The 14,529-nt window shown below is 61.5% G+C and carries 11 protein-coding genes; 9 read left to right on the forward strand and 2 right to left on the reverse strand.

Going from position 1 to position 14,529, the window contains the following annotated elements; genetic code table 11:
• Positions 1 to 92 precede the first annotated feature (92 nt).
• Together VGF98_09895 and VGF98_09900 are read left to right on the forward strand one after the other, a co-directional pair.
• A complete protein-coding gene (locus VGF98_09895; protein ID HEY1681936.1) occupies positions 93 to 2,444 on the forward strand; it encodes a TonB-dependent receptor in 2,352 nt (783 codons plus the stop codon).
• Positions 2,445 to 2,483: 39 nt separating this feature from the next.
• A complete protein-coding gene (locus VGF98_09900) occupies positions 2,484 to 3,398 on the forward strand; it encodes a ketopantoate reductase family protein (protein HEY1681937.1) in 915 nt (304 codons plus the stop codon).
• A gap of 76 nt (positions 3,399 to 3,474) precedes the next feature.
• Here the strand turns inward: VGF98_09900 and VGF98_09905 are convergent, their stop codons facing one another.
• Entirely contained in the window at positions 3,475 to 4,659 is a 1,185-nt protein-coding gene (locus tag VGF98_09905; GenBank protein HEY1681938.1) for a hypothetical protein, read from the reverse strand.
• A 240-nt stretch (positions 4,660 to 4,899) separates the two neighbouring features.
• On the opposite strand from VGF98_09905, the gene VGF98_09910 reads away from it, so the two are divergent.
• The 6 genes from VGF98_09910 to VGF98_09935 all read left to right on the forward strand — a co-directional run bounded on the left by VGF98_09910 (position 4,900) and on the right by VGF98_09935 (position 12,617).
• Positions 4,900 to 6,426, forward strand: coding sequence for a multicopper oxidase family protein (locus tag VGF98_09910; protein ID HEY1681939.1), 1,527 nt, complete (start codon positions 4,900 to 4,902; stop codon positions 6,424 to 6,426).
• Positions 6,427 to 6,597: 171 nt separating this feature from the next.
• Entirely contained in the window at positions 6,598 to 8,127 is a 1,530-nt protein-coding gene (locus VGF98_09915; protein HEY1681940.1) for a hypothetical protein, read from the forward strand.
• Positions 8,128 to 8,143: 16 nt separating this feature from the next.
• Positions 8,144 to 9,055: a hypothetical protein gene (locus VGF98_09920; protein HEY1681941.1), complete on the forward strand. Its 912-nt coding sequence runs from the start codon at positions 8,144 to 8,146 to the stop codon at positions 9,053 to 9,055.
• A gap of 29 nt (positions 9,056 to 9,084) precedes the next feature.
• Positions 9,085 to 9,549, forward strand: a complete 465-nt coding sequence (locus tag VGF98_09925; protein ID HEY1681942.1) for a (2Fe-2S)-binding protein — start codon at positions 9,085 to 9,087, stop codon at positions 9,547 to 9,549.
• 3 nt (positions 9,550 to 9,552) lie between these two features.
• Positions 9,553 to 10,542 carry a xanthine dehydrogenase family protein subunit M gene (locus VGF98_09930; protein HEY1681943.1) on the forward strand — a complete coding sequence of 330 codons (990 nt, stop codon included), beginning with the start codon at positions 9,553 to 9,555 and terminating at the stop codon, positions 10,540 to 10,542.
• On the forward strand, positions 10,539 to 12,617 hold the full coding sequence (locus VGF98_09935; protein ID HEY1681944.1) for a xanthine dehydrogenase family protein molybdopterin-binding subunit: 2,079 nt from the start codon (positions 10,539 to 10,541) through the stop codon (positions 12,615 to 12,617). The genes VGF98_09930 and VGF98_09935 overlap by 4 nt, the downstream gene beginning before the upstream one ends.
• A 4-nt stretch (positions 12,618 to 12,621) precedes the next feature.
• On the opposite strand, the gene VGF98_09940 is transcribed toward VGF98_09935, so the two are convergent.
• The gene (locus tag VGF98_09940; protein ID HEY1681945.1) at positions 12,622 to 13,263 is read right to left on the reverse strand and encodes a hypothetical protein; all 642 of its coding nucleotides are present in this window, start codon (positions 13,261 to 13,263) and stop codon (positions 12,622 to 12,624) included.
• A 298-nt stretch (positions 13,264 to 13,561) separates the two neighbouring features.
• Between VGF98_09940 and VGF98_09945 the strand changes: the two genes are divergently transcribed.
• Positions 13,562 to 14,461, forward strand: a complete 900-nt coding sequence (locus tag VGF98_09945) for a DNA-formamidopyrimidine glycosylase family protein (GenBank protein ID HEY1681946.1) — start codon at positions 13,562 to 13,564, stop codon at positions 14,459 to 14,461.
• The last annotated feature ends 68 nt before the right edge of the window (positions 14,462 to 14,529 follow it).

Here is a 14,529-nt window from a genome sequence, read left to right on the forward strand (position 1 = left end):
TTCTATTATCAATAACGTCCTAACCCGCCGTCCAGCCCGGGAGTTTTTCGCAGATGACCGTTCGATCGATACGCCGGCGCGGCGTTTGTTTCGTGCTGCTCTGGATACAGTGGAGCGTTGCGGCCCCCGCCTTCGCCGGCGCGCCGACGGCGATCTTGCGCGGCCGCGCGACCCACGCCGGCAAACCCCTCGCAGGCGTCAGGATTTCGCTGAACGGGAACGACGAGACCATACGCACCGTAAGCGACGCATTCGGGCATTTCGCCTTCGCGCCGCTTCCACTTGGTACGTACGATCTCACGGCCGATCGCGACAACCTGCGTGCGCACGTTCGCGTCGATCTCGGCAGCGATGGCGCAACGATCGCGGTCGCGCTACAGCCGCTCTCCGAAATTCACGACGTGACGGTGTATCGATCGTCGACCATGCACGGCAGCGGCAGCGACGTAACGCTCGACGCGTCGGATCTCGAGCGCTTTCCATACGTCAATAGTTTTCCAAGCATGCTGATCCAGCTACCGGGCGCCGTGCGCGGTGCCGACGGCGTCGTACACATCAACGGCGACCACGGCGTCATCGATTATCAAATCAACGGCGTCGCGCTGCCGCAAGGATTGAATCGAGACATCGGCAGCGAGATCGACCTGAACGACATTTCGTACGTCGATGCAATCGAAGGTGCGTATCCGGCGCAATACGGCTTGAAGTTCGGAGCCGTTCTCGATCTGGCGACGAAGTCCGGAACTGGGCCGGCCGGTTTCGACGGCCAAGCGTCGGCCGGATCGTACGCGAACGCCGGCGCAACGGCCGGATATCACGTGCCGCTGTCGGGCGGAGGCGGTGTCTCGATTGCGGCCGGCGGATTCTCGACCACCCGCGGATTGGATCCGTCGGACTTCGACTCACCGCACAACGATGCGGCAGGCGCCAATCAATATCTCGGCGCTGCGATTCCCACCGGAGCGAACTCGTTTGCCGATGTAACGCTGGTCCATAGCCGGTCATCGTTTCAAATACCAAACGACGTCGAGGGCGGCGAACCCGCTGCGACGGACGATCGCGAAACGCAAGCCGACACATTCGCGAGCGTGCAGTTCCGGCATGCGATGGGACCGGACGGCAGTCTTACCTTTGGACCGGCCTTCAAAGTTTCGACGATTGCCGATTCCGGCGATCCGGTCAACGATTGGATCTATGGCGAGGCGCTCAACGTCACGCCGCCACCATTCGGCAACGGAGGCTCGCCAAGCGACTGTGCCGATGCGTTACGCACGGGAGATTTCGCACCGACCACCTGCGCGTATTCGCTCTCGGATCGCCGCACTGCAACCGACTACATCTTGCAGGCGGACGCGTCCCAGCGCATCGGGCATCACGAACTGCGTGCGGGCGTCGCTTACGATCTCGAGCGGGTCGATAAGAATTACAGGATCGTGTTACAACCGCATAATTTCCTGGCGCCGCTGCTAACGCCGCAGACGCCCAACGCACCCACGCCCGTCGCCGACGACAGCCCCAACACCGGCAACACGTACCAATCGTACGTTCAGGATTCGTGGCTCATCGACGAGGCGTGGCAACTCGATATGGGATTGCGCTACGATTTTTTCGCGATTCGCTCGTCGCAGTTTGCCCAAGGCTTCGGCGCCTTCAGCCCGCGCGTGAAGCTTACGCGCAATTTCGATCCGCGCGCCAACGTGTATGCGTATGTGGGCCGCTTTTTTGAGCCGTTTTCGTTCGAGAACGTTTCCCCGCAGGCAGCGCAACTGTTGAATCTGCCGCTACAGCCGTCGCTCGCACGGTTCGATCTCAAACCCGAGCGCGACACACAGCTCGAGCTGGGCGGACATCTTCCGCTCGCATCCGGCGAGTTGGGGTGGCGCGTCTGGCAGAAGAACGCCAACGATTTAATCGACGACACGCAAGTCGGCGTTACGTTGTTGCATCAAGACATCAACTACGTATTGGGGCGGCTATCGCAGGAAGCGCTCGACTACGTTCGCCCGCTCGCCCGCGGCGGGCGTGCGTACGTATCGGTCGCACACACCGTCTCGCTCAACAAAGGCTGCGAAACGCAGTTGCTCGCACCGTGTTTTGGATCGCCCGATGACTTCACGCCGGCCGACCACGATCAAACCTACAGCGCCAACGGCGGCATTCTGTTGAACGACACCCGGGGTGGCTGGTTCGCAGCCGACGCCGAATACGGCAGCGGCCTCTCGTCGGATATTTGTCCAGACGACACACCGGGCTTTTGCAAGCGAACGCCGCACACGATCTTCAGCGTGTTGAAAGGCATCGCGATCGGACCGCGCGTGCAGTTGACATTCGCTATCCAGAACCTGCTGAACGACCGCTACTATGTGACGATCCTCAACGCGCAGGGCAACCACTTCGCACCGCCTCGAACGTTCGCACTCGGCATACGCTTCGGCAACCCGTAGCGCCGCAACGATTGCCGGCGCGCCCGCGGTTCCAGGCGCATGCGGATCGGAATACTCGGTGCCGGCGCGATCGGCGGTTTCTTTGGAGGCCGCTTGCTGCAGGCCGGACGCGACGTCACGTTCATCGTGCGCCCGGCGCGCGCGCAAGCACTTTTTCGCGACGGATTGACGATCGCGAGTCCGGGGGGCGAGGTGACCCTGCCGGCACCGCCATCCCGCGCGGCCGGCGCAGCAGGCGAACCGTTCGATCTGATCCTGTTGGCATGTAAGGCGTACGACCTCGAGGGCGCGGTCGACTCGATCGCACCGTCGGTCGGACCTCAAACGGCAATTCTTCCGCTGCTCAACGGCATGCGGCACCTCGACGTCCTGCGCGCGCGCTTTGGCGACGGTGCGGTGCTCGGCGGAGCGTGCATGATTGCGGCGACGCTCCGTCCGGATGGGCGGGTCGTGCAACTCACCGAACTCGCCGCGCTGACGTTTGGCGAACTCGACGGTAGCCGCCCCGAACGCATCGATCGCATCGAGCAAGTGCTATCCGACGCTCGTTTCGATGCGAGCGCATCTGCGGCGATTCTCGCCACGATGTGGGAAAAATGGGTGTTCTTGGCGACCACCGCGGGTATCACGTGCTTGATGCGCGGGACGATCGGAGAAATCGTTGCGGCTGGCGGTTCGTCGACGACGCTGGCGTTGCTCAACGAGTGCGCGGCGATCGCCGCCGCGGCCGGATATCCGGTCTCGGAGACGAGCATAAGCGAGCTTCGAACCGTGGTGACGACCCCGCAATCGCGTATGGGCGCCTCCATGTTTCGCGATCTTCAACAAGGCCTGCGGGTCGAAAACGATCACGTCATCGTCGATCTATTGCGGCGCGCTCCCAAACCGGAGGAATGTCGCACCCTAGCCACCGTCGCCGCACACCTCAACGTCTACGAACGGCAACGGCAATAAACGAAAGACCCCGCACATTCGTGCGGGGTCTCGATATCGAGTTTGCCCCGGCGTAACGCCGGTGCATTCGATGTCGCTAACAGGCGCCTTGCGCGCTCGTGAACGTTCCTTCGAACGAAAACTTACCGCCGGTTCCGGTCGAATTCGTGCGGTAGAACCACGAGAAGAACGCTAGTTCTTGCGGATGGTACTGGAAGTTCTTGTACGTGAGGTCGAACGGCGTACCCGTAAGCGGATCTCCGACTTCGAAGTTGTTCTGGCAACCACCGACTTGGCCGATGTGGCCCCATGCCGGCGTACCGTTGTTGACGAACGGGTCGTTGATCAACTCGCCGAGTTCGTGCGTCCACGCATGGATGTCTTCGATCGGCACGCTGAAGATGCCGGAGTCGTTGTACGCGCCGACGGCGTAGGTTTGCACACCCTTGGAGGTGCCGAACGCACTGTGGTAACCGAGAACGCAGCAGCCGCCGCCTTCCGTTTCGAACGTGTTGTACGAAAGAACGATCGGAACTTGGTTCGGTGTGGCATATTTGGCGGCGAGCGTTTCCATCTCGTCGTCGTACGAGTTGATGTCGATCTCACCGATACGGTGGCTGACCTTCTTCGAATCCGAGCAGACGCCGCCGACGGTCGTCGAGCCGCTCGGCGCGGTGTAATCGACGATAATCGGTTTCTTGGCCGCGGTCAAAAGGAGGTGATAGTTCTTGCTCTTCAGGATCGTCCAGAACTCGGCGCGTTGGAATGCGTCGTTGATCTGCGTCTTGCCGACGTTGATGCCGTTCGACTTCAACGCGGTCTTTTCGAAGTTCGGTCCCTTGAAGAAACGATCTTCGACCGAAACGGTGTCGTTACAGCCGGGCTGCGTGGGATCGAGCACGGTGCCGTCGCTGAAATGGATACGTACGACGATCGGAACGTACTCCAGTTTCGTAGTGCCGGTCGACTTGGTCGGATCGGCGCCGACGATTTGATAGCTGTACGTTTTTCCGTCGAGCGGCGACTTGACCGACCCGTCGTAGAACGGGAGCGACTTGTTGCCGTCGCGCAACCCTTCGATCTTCGACATGTCGACGTTCTTGGGTGCCATGACGGCGAAGTGCGGAACCCATTCGCGCTGATCGGCAATAGTACCGGTGCGGCCGGCATTCACGCCGGCGTTGGACGCGACACCTTGCCCTGGCAGTCCGCCACCTTGGCCGCTGCACGCCGCAAGGAGTGCACCGGCCGAAGCTGCGGCCGCAAAACGAAGCAATTTCAAGAGTTTCTTCCTCCAATAAGTTTTTACGGAATGGCGTGGTCCACATACGTAACGATTGGGGACGTCGATGTGTCCCGAAACGCAGGCCACAGCGAAAGCATCATAGCACGTTTTCCTAAATTCAGAACAAGGGAGGGTCGCACGCCTGCCTTGGAGGGCAACGCTCGCGCAGGATTGTGCCAAAACCGGTACGGTGTTACCATGTGGGACATTCCCGGCTACGCGTACGTTAGGAGCTCGATGATTCGCCGTTTAATCCCATTAGCCGCGATTACAGCGCTCGGAGTTGCCGTATCCGCCTGTTCCGGTAACCAATCCGCACCCGGCGTTCTACCGCAAGGCGCACCTGCATTCTTGCAGTCCTCGCCATCGCCACCCAACATCCTACCCGAACCGCCGGTCGTTGCATCGGTCAATCACGTTGCGACGGTCTCGCTCGAAGCGCGCGTCAACATCGCGACCGAGTTGCCGGCGTTTTTCTGGAACGGTGAAGCGAACGTCGCGCCAACGATTCGCGTGCATCCCGGCGATACGATCGTCATCGATCTGCTCGACAGCTTGCCGCAACCCGGCGCGCTCGGTGAGATGAACTTGCATTTCCACGGGCTGACCGTTTCGCCGAAGAAACCGGCCGACGATGTGATAACGATGCTTGCAATGCCGGGCGACACGCTGCATTACGTCGTGCCGATTCCGAAAACGCAGCAGCCCGGGTTATATTGGTACCATCCGCACGTATTTCCGGTAACCGACAAACAGGTCGGGCAGGACGGAATGTCCGGCGCGATCGTCATCGACGGACTCGAACGGCACATTCCCGCGCTGGCGAACATGAAATCGCACGTCATCATCGTGCGTGCGACCGGTCTTGCAGACATCAACGCGCAGCCGAACCATCCGCTTCCGCATCTTAACGGCGCACCGCCCTGCGGCGCCGATCCCGGGTACACGATTTCGCTCAATAATGTCGTGAAGCCGATCATTCCGATCGGAGCCGGCGAATCGGAGTTCTTCCGAGTGATCAACGCAACCGGACACAAAACGCTGCGCCTGGCGGTCGATAATTCGTCGCTGCAGCTCGTTGCGATCGACGGCGTCGCGCTGGACGCATATCCGGGCACCGGACCGACCGAAACGGTCCCGGACATCGTGTTGCCTGTGGCCGGGCGTGCCGAGTTCGTCGTAACCGGTCCCCCCGGTGGAAGTGTCAAGTTCCGAACCAAGTGTTTCGACGCCGGCCCCGGCGGTGACGAAGATCCCAACATCGTCTTGGGCACGCTCCAAACCAAGCATGCGCTCATGGGCAACGCGCGCCGCGTGGCGTTCGCCGACTTGCGTGCGAGCGGAACGCTGCCCAATGGCGGACCGCTTCCTCCGCCGGTCACGAAGCGCATCGTGACGCTGAGCGAAGACGACAAACGCATGTACATCAACGGCAAATCGTTTCACATGTCCGATCCGCCGATGTTCGACGTGAAGATTGGCACGGTCGAAAAGTGGGTCATTACCAACGTAACCGACGAGATCCACGACTTCCACATGCATCAGACGCATTTCGTGGTTAAAGAAATCAACGGCAAGCGGCTGCAACATCCGTATTGGTCCGATAGCGTGGTGGTGCCGAACGAAGGCAAAAATGGACTTCCGGGAACCGCAACGCTGCTCATGGACTTTCGCGATCCTGTCATCAAGGGAACGTTCATGTTCCATTGCCACATCCTCGATCACGAGGACAGCGGCATGATGGCCAAGATCCGAGCGTCATAGCAATCATCCGGGCGGGTGCCTCGACGGGCGCTCGCTCGTGCGCTTGCCGACCCAAGCCACGGGTCGCATGAAGGAAACCCGCCGCACACCCTGCATTTAGACTCTCGGTTCGAGCGAGATTCCTCGCTCGCCACGCCCCTTTCGCTACTGATGCATCCTGGAGGATCACGAGTGCTACGCTCTTGGAAGAGTCTTATTGCCGTTAGCGCGCTATTTGCAACCGGCCTCGCCGGCTGTTCGGGCGGCGGCGGTGCGGTCCCAACCGTGGCCGGAGTACCGGCCGGCAGACACGGCAACTTGTACATGCGCCCGGGACTGGCGCGAATACAATCGCAGCCACCTGACTACATGCAGATGGCGTTCGTCATGACCGACGGTTCGGTCCTCACGCAATCGTATTCGAATAACGCCGTTTGGTATAAATACACGCCCGACCAAAACGGCGACTACTCGGACGGCACGTGGACGCAAGTCGGTTCGCTGCAAAGCGGATACGGCCCGGATGCGTTTTCGTCGGACGTCCTGCCCGACGGCCGCTTCGCGATCATCGGCGGCGAGTACAACACGCCGGGTAACTACGATCTGCAGTTAGTGAACCTCGGCGCCATCTACGATCCGACTTCTGCAACGTGGACGCCGCTCGGCCATCCCAAAGGCTGGAAGTACATCGGCGATTCGGCTTCAACGGTGTCGGCCGACGGACGCATGCTGGTCGGCCAGAAGCTGACGCAAAATGTCGCCGCGCTCGATGAAAAGACGCTGAAGTGGACGAGCCTTCCGCATACCGGTAAATCCGATTTCAATTCCGAGGAAGGCTGGACGCTGCTTCCCAACGGCAACATCTTGACCGCCGACGTGAAGAACTCGCCGAACACCGAGTTGTATAACGTTTCCACCGGAACGTGGAAGAGCGCCGGTAAAACCCCGGTCAACCTAGCCTCACCCACCGACATTTACGGCTGCCTTCAGTACGGACCCAAGCCGAAGGACTGTTACTATCCGCCGGGTGAGATCGGGCCGGCAATACTGCGCCCCGACGGTACCGTGTTTGCAACCGGTTCCAACTCCGGCGCTAGCGGGTACGGCGCGGGCCATACCGCGATCTATAACGTAAAGTCCGGACAGTGGACCGCCGGCCCGGATATTCCGAATGGCGACAACGCCGGCGACTCATTCGCGGCGCTGCTTCCCAGCGGCGACGTCCTGGTCTTCGGTTTGTTCGGCGGGTTATACGAATTCGACGGCACCAAGTTCACCGACGAAGGCTCGTACGGCGGAGCCCCAGTGCTTCTGCCGACCGGCCAAGTGCTGATCGTCGGCAATAACACCGTATTGTACACCGGCCAAGGCAAACCGAAAGCCGCATGGGCACCCAAGGTGACGAAGTTCACGGCAACGATGTCGCGCGGACAAACCTATGCCGTATCGGGTAGGCGGTTCAACGGAATGAGCCAAGCGATGTCGTTTGGCGACGAATTTCAAAATGCCACGAACTATCCGCTCGTTCGCATCACCATGACGAGCAGCGGTCACGTGTTTTACGCGCGCACGCACGACCATTCGTCGATGGGCGTGCAGACGGGCAAGCTGATCGTTTCCACACAGGTCGATATTCCGTCGAACATGGAAGCCGGGTCCGGCTCGCTGGTCGTCGTCGCGAACGGCATTCCGTCGAAGCCCGTTGCGGTCACCATCAAGTAAGGAGCCCCAGTTCTCAATGTCCACCATTGCACGAGTCGCCGGCGCGTTGAGCTGCGCCGCCGCAATCTGCACGAGCGGTTGTGGAGCCGGAAACGGTTCCACAACGTCCGCCGTACCGGCCGCCGGCGCGGTCTCGATGGCGGTAGCCGCATCACCACACTACATGCTTCCGCTCGGTGCCCCCGCACCGGCCGTTCATCCAGATACGTTCTTGACATACAATGCCGGGACGGTTTTGGTAGCGCCTAAGATGTACTTGATCTTCTGGGGATATAAGAAGGCCGGCGATCCCGATAGAGTCGCAACGCTGTTAACCACGTATGCGAAGAGCATCGGCGGTAGTGCTTTAAACGGCGTCGTAACGCAATACTATGAGGAGTCGGGGAAAAAACAAATCCTCATTACGAATCCGAAAAACCAGTTTGGCGGAGTATGGAACGACAACTCCGCGATTCCCAAGAGTCCGAACGACGGTGACGTCTCGGCGGAAGCCTTGCGAGCCGTCGCGCACTTCGGCTACGATCCAAATGGATCGTATTTCGTCGCCACCGCGCACGGACACGCCACGTCGGGTTTCGGAAAATCGTTTTGCGCCTATCATAGCTCGACGATCTCCGGCAAGAACGTCGTCTCGTACACGAACTTTCCGTACATCCCCGACGGTGGCAAGCCGTGCTTCGTGGACGCTATTACGCCTCCGTCCGACGAAGGCGGCAAAGTTGAAGGCGTTACGGTCGTGGCCGGACACGAACTTGCCGAAACCGTCACCGATCCCGATCCGTTTAGCGGCTGGAACAGCGTGCAAGGCGAAATCGCCGACATGTGCCAGTCGGTGACGCAACTGAAGAACGACCCGTTCGGTAAGAACTCGTGGACGTCGCAGCCGCTGTTTAGCGATAAAACGCAAACCTGCGTCCATAGTCTGTGACTGTTTCGTCTTCTACCTCCACGCCGCCGGTGACGGTTTCCATAACCGTTAACGACGCCGTGTACCGGAAGACGATCGACGTGCGCACCAGCTTGCTCGATTTTCTGCGCGAAACGCTCGGGCTCACCGGCACAAAAAAAGGCTGCGATCACGGACAATGCGGTGCGTGTACGGTGCACGTCAACGGGCGCCGCATCAACTCGTGCTTGCAACTCGCCGCGATGCACGACGGCGACCACGTCATCACCGTCGAAGGACTCGCGCGAGACGGCGTGTTGCACCCCGTGCAAGCGGCATTTTTGCAGCGTGACGGATTCCAATGCGGCTACTGTACGCCCGGGCAGATCATGTCGGCGGTCGCGCTGCTCTCGGAACCGTGCGGCTCCGGCGATGCCGACGTCGCCGAGGCGATGAGCGGAAACATCTGTCGCTGCGGTGCCTATGAAAATATCGTCGCCGCCATCCAAGATGCGCGCCGTACGCTCGGCGCCTAAAACGTGAAGCTGTTCGAGCTACGCCGTCCGGCAGATCCTCTCGAAGCGATACGAGACGGGCTGTCGCCGGGCGCGCGCTTCATCGCCGGCGGAACCACAATGGTCGATTTAATGCGTCTCGACGTCGAGCGTCCCGACGTGCTGGTCGATCTCAACCACCTCGGCTTGACAGACATCGAACGCACGGCCGACGGCGGCGTGCGATTGGGCGCGATGACACGCAACGCCGACGTCGCACATCATCCGTGGATCGTTGCCGAATACCCGGTGTTGTCGCAAGCGTTGCTGTCCGGCGCATCCGCGCAGTTGCGCAATGCGGCGACCACCGGCGGCAACGTGCTGCAACGCACTCGCTGCATTTACTTTCGCGACGTTCACGCTGCATGTAACAAGCGCGTTCCCGGTAGCGGATGTCCGGCGCTCGACGGATACCACCGCAATCTTGCGGTGCTCGGTACCAGCGCGAACTGCATCGCGACCAATCCATCGGATATGAACGTGGCGCTGATTTCGCTCGATGCGATCGTCTCGTTGCGTTCGAGCGAAGGCCAGCGCGATGTTGCGTTCGCCGAGTTCCATCGCGAGCCGGGCGACACGCCCGAATGCGAAACGGTGTTGCGTCCCGGCGAGCTCCTTGCTGCGATCTCGCTCCCACCGGCACGTCCGCACGCGCGTTCGTACTATCTCAAGCTGCGCGATCGCGCGTCCTACGAGTTCGCGCTGGCCTCGACCGCAGTAACCATGTCGTTCGACGACCGCACGATGCGCGACGTCCGGCTGGCGCTCGGAGGCGTCGCTACCCGGCCGTGGCCGGCGACACAGGCCGCTCAACTGTTGGAGGGCCGTTCGCCCGAACCGAAACTCTTCCGCGACGCCGCCGAACTTGCAATGCTCGGCGCCGTCGGACGGCCGCAAAATCGCTTTAAGATCGAGTTGGCAAAGCGCTGCATCGTATCGGCACTCGCGCACGTTACTGCGGCGGAATTCGTATGAGCACGATCGGCCAGCCGGTCGACCGTGTCGACGGATCGTTGAAAGTAACCGGTGCGGCGACGTACGCTGCCGATTACCGGCTAGCGAATATGCTGTACGGCGTTCCGGTCGGCAGCACCATCGCGGCTGGAGAGCTGCTGTCGCTCGACCTGAGCGCAGCGCGCGCGACGCCCGGCGTTGTCGAGATCTTTCATCACGACAATTTCGAGAAGCTCCGCGAAGCGCCGTCCGGCGATATGCCCGATGGACCCGATCCATTGGTCGACGAGCGACGCCCTCCGCTGTCCGACACCACGATTCGGTATTACGGTCAATACATCGCGCTGGTCGTGGCCGAAACGTTCGAGGCGGCGTCCGAAGGTGCCATGCTGGTACGCGCAACCTATCGCACGACCGACCCGGCGACGCCGCTGGGTGGCGAGCCGACGGGTCCGGCGCGCGAGGAGAACGCGCGAGGCGACGTCGACAAAGCGTTCGCGGCCGCGCCGATCCGTATCGACGCGGTGTACGAGACGCCGGTCGAAACGCACAATCCGATCGAGCTGCACGCAACGGTAGCAGCCTGGGCCGACGGGCGCGTGACGCTGTACGAGACGACGCAGGCCGTGGTCAATCATCGCCGGGTGCTCTCGATTATGCTCGGCGTACCCGCGTCGCACGTGCGTGTCATCAGTCATTTTCTGGGTTCGGGATTCGGCGGCAAACTATGGCCGTGGCCTCAGTCGCCCTTGGCCGCCGCGGCTGCCCGAACGTTGCAACGGCCGGTGAAGGTCGTGGTGACGCGACCGATGATGTTTCAAAACGTCGGGCACCGGCCCTATACGCACCAACACGTCCGCATCGCCGCCGAATGCGATGGAACGATCGTCGCGCTCGATCACGACTCGTACAACACGACGTCGATTCTCGACGATTACGAAGAGTCGTGCGGTGAAGGTACGCCGTCGTTCTACGGAGCGCCGAACTTGCGCGTACGCAGCGCCCTGCGACGCCGCCACACGGGAACGCCGACGGCCATGCGCGGACCCGGCGCCGTCCCCGGCTTGTTCGCGACCGAATCCGCAACCAACGAGTTGGCGGACGCACTGCAGATCGACCCGGTGCAACTGCGAATTCAAAACGAACCAGAACGCGATTTGAGTCTGAAGGTTCCGTTTTCATCGCGTCATTACGTCGAATGCTTGACGTTGGGTGCGCAGCGCTTCGGGTGGCAGAATCGCTCCGCAGAGGTCGGATCGATGCGCGCGGGCGACGATACGGTTCTCGGTTGGGGCGTGGCCGGCGCGTCGTGGATCGCCGAACGCTTCGCAGCCGACGTTAGCATCGAACTGCGCGACGACGATAGCGCCGAGATTCGCTGCGGCACGCAAGACATCGGAACCGGAACGTATACCATGTTTGCGCAGATCGCGGCCCACGAGCTGGCAATACCGCTCGAGCGCGTGCATGTAACGCTGGGCGACACGGATTTGCCGCCGGGACCGATTTCAGGCGGATCCATGGTGACGGCCTCGATCATTCCGGCAATCGTGCGCGCGGCACGTTCCGCCCGCGAGCAACTGGCGCGTAACGGCGGTTCCAAGGCGACCGGCCACGGTTCGTCGCCGGCAACGTTCGGCGAAGAGCAGCCGACGGTGTCCCGCCACTCGTACGGGGCGCATTTCGTCGAGATCGGATGGCAACCGCAGTTGGGACGGTTACGCGTGCGGCGCATCGTTACCGTCATGGACGCCGGCCGCATCATCAATCCCAAAACAGCGCGCAATCAAATCGCCGGCGCGATGGTGATGGGCGTGGGTATGGCGCTGCTCGAAGAAACGATCTACGATCCGCGAACGCTCGAACCGCTCAACCGGAATCTGGCCGACTATATGGTCGCGACGAATGCGGACGTGCCGTCGATGGATATAACGTTCTTGGATTATCCCGACATGCACGTGAACGAACTAGGCGCCCGCGGTGTTGGTGAAATCGGTTTAGCGGGTGTGGCGGCGGCAATCGCTGCCGCCGCCCATCATGCTACCGGCGTGCGCGTGCGCGCTTTACCGATAACGATCGAGAAGCTGCTTCTCTAAGCCGCTACCAGCCCGAGCCCGTCGTGGGTTGGCCGGTCGGACTGCCGGTCGGGCTGCCCTTCGGCATGGGGGTCGCCTGAATGCCGGGTTTTGCGGACTTCGAAACGACGAACACGTCCTGCATGCCGTCCTTGTAGTGGAAAAAGCAACCGACGAGATACGTGCCGGGCTTCGACAGCGTCACCGTTACCGAGCCGCCCGGTTTGATGATGCCGCTGGCGTAACCGACGCCCAGGACGCCTTTACCGGCAGGTTTTTGCGACAGTTTCGGGCTGTCCGGAAACTTCGCGGGACGGCCTTTGATCTCTGCGACCACGTCGAGCGTGTGGGCCGTATTTTTTGATAAGTTTTTTATCGTGAGTTTCGTGCCGGGCGGGAATCCTAACGCCTGCGAATACGTCTGCTGGGTGTATCCTCCGAGCGTCGCTCCCCAATACGACGAGTGCATGCTGCCGATGCCTTCGCCCGGCAGTTCTTCCCCGACCGTGTTCTTGGGCATCGTCACATCGATCTTCATATCGCTTCCGAGCTGCGTCGTCATAACGTTGCTTTGCGGTACGAAACTTCCAGTGCTTTGGTGCGTGCTACACGCGGCGACGATCGTCCCTACCGCAAACAGTGCGGCCATGGCGCGTCCCTTCATCATGCAATCCTCCGATTTGTCGTGAGCCGAGTCTCGCCATGATGCACCGTAGGCATGAAGGAAGCTTGAAGTCAGCCGGGAGCGGGGTCTCCCGTCTGTTTGGGGGTGCCGTCGGGGTTCGTCAAGACCGGGTCGCCGGCCGAACCTTCAATTTTGTCGTCGTCGGGAACATCGTCCCCGGGTCTACTGGGAGCGTCGTGCATATTGAAACCTCTGCGGAAGCCGCGCAAGCCGGTTTCCCGGTCGAAAGGGCCGCTCCCCGGCGAGGAACCGCGTACGTCGGGCTTCGAAGGTCGAAGGAATGCCCGAGCTGCCCGACGTCGCCGCCTACCTGCAAGCCCTGGAAACGCGCATTGCGGGCCAGCCGCTCGAGGGCGTGCGAGTGGCGGGCGTCTCCACCTTGCGCACGGCCGACCCGCCGTTGCACCAGCTCTTCGGCCGGACGGTCCGCTCTCTGCGCCGGATCGGAAAACGCATCGCCATCGGACTCGACGGCGATCTCTGGATCGTCGTGCACCTGATGATTGCCGGCCGGTTACACTGGCGCTCCGCCGGCACGAAGCTCGCCGGCCGGCGAGACCTGGCGGCGTTCGATTTTCCGAACGGAACCCTGACGCTCACCGAGGCCGGCACCAAACGGCGCGCGTCGCTGCATGTGATCCGCGGCACGGTAGCGCTCGAGGCGATGGATCCCGGCGGTATCGACGTTCTCGCGGCTCGCCTCGAGGCGTTTCGCGCCGCTCTCTCGCGTGAAAATCGGACGCTCAAGCGCGCGCTGACGGATCCGCGCATCGCCGACGGGATCGGTAATGCATACTCGGACGAAATTCTGCACGCCGCGCACCTCTCACCGATCGCGCTCACCTCGAAGCTCGACGACGCGGAGTGGGAGCGCTTATACGAAGCGACGCAATCGACATTGCGTTTGTGGATCGATCGTCTGGGCGCCGAAGCCGCCGGCGGATTCCCCGAGCGCGTGACCGCGTTTCGCTCCGACATGGCAGTCCACGGACGGTACGGCCTGCCGTGTCCGGTCTGCGGAGAACCGATCCAGCGCATCCGCTATGCCGACAACGAAACGAATTATTGCCCCGCGTGTCAGACCGGCGGAAAGCTGCTTGCCGACCGAAGTCTATCGCGTTTGCTCAAGAGCGATTGGCCTCGCACCCTCGAGGATCTCGAAGAACTCAAACGCCGGTGATTTCTCCGCGCCCCTTGTAGGGCCGATGTCAATGTGGTATCGTAGCGCACACATATGATGCTTGTAGC

The organism is Candidatus Tumulicola sp. (assembly GCA_036490475.1).
In the GTDB taxonomy this organism is placed as follows: Bacteria; Vulcanimicrobiota; Vulcanimicrobiia; order Vulcanimicrobiales; family Vulcanimicrobiaceae; genus Tumulicola.

What these genes read in the sequence shown, in the direction of transcription:
- VGF98_09900 (HEY1681937.1), top strand. Translation starts at nt 2,484, where the DNA reads ATGCGGATCGGAATACTCGGTGCCGGCGCGATCGGCGGTTTCTTTGGA.
- VGF98_09910 (HEY1681939.1), top strand. Translation starts at nt 4,900, where the DNA reads ATGATTCGCCGTTTAATCCCATTAGCCGCGATTACAGCGCTCGGAGTT.
- VGF98_09920 (HEY1681941.1), top strand. Translation starts at nt 8,144, where the DNA reads ATGTCCACCATTGCACGAGTCGCCGGCGCGTTGAGCTGCGCCGCCGCA.
- VGF98_09935 (HEY1681944.1), top strand. Translation starts at nt 10,539, where the DNA reads ATGAGCACGATCGGCCAGCCGGTCGACCGTGTCGACGGATCGTTGAAA.
- VGF98_09940 (HEY1681945.1), bottom strand. Translation starts at nt 13,263, where the DNA reads ATGATGAAGGGACGCGCCATGGCCGCACTGTTTGCGGTAGGGACGATC.
- VGF98_09945 (HEY1681946.1), top strand. Translation starts at nt 13,562, where the DNA reads ATGCCCGAGCTGCCCGACGTCGCCGCCTACCTGCAAGCCCTGGAAACG.